The sequence below is a fragment of the Bartonella sp. CL63NXGY genome (genome assembly GCF_042194905.1).
Lineage (GTDB): Bacteria > Pseudomonadota > Alphaproteobacteria > Rhizobiales > Rhizobiaceae > Bartonella.
Genome location: NZ_JBHINK010000144.1, coordinates 1 through 250, shown reverse-complemented (window position 1 = coordinate 250; position 250 = coordinate 1). Strand labels below are relative to the sequence as shown.

At 38.0% G+C, this 250-nt stretch carries 1 pseudogene; it reads right to left on the bottom strand.

Features of this window, described 5'->3' with window-relative positions:
- Positions 1-129 precede the first annotated feature (129 nt).
- Positions 130-250 (bottom strand): annotated as a pseudogene (pheS, locus tag ACFIK0_RS09775) (phenylalanine--tRNA ligase subunit alpha); the annotation flags it as partial.

Genomic DNA, 250 nt, shown 5'->3' with positions numbered 1-250 from the left:
CTCCATCACTCAATGAATAAACATCGTTAATATCTACAGATGTCCGCGCAATTTTTTCCGCCAAATCTCGAGGCTCAACATCTAAATCAAGGTATTCTTGTAACCATTTGTATGATACTTTCATTTAACTTATCCTTTCTGATCAAATTGGCTAAGGAAGCGTACATCATTTTGATAGAAGTTTCGAATATCATCTACCCCATACTTCAACATTGCAAAACGGTCTGGGCCAAGGCCAAAGGCAAATCCA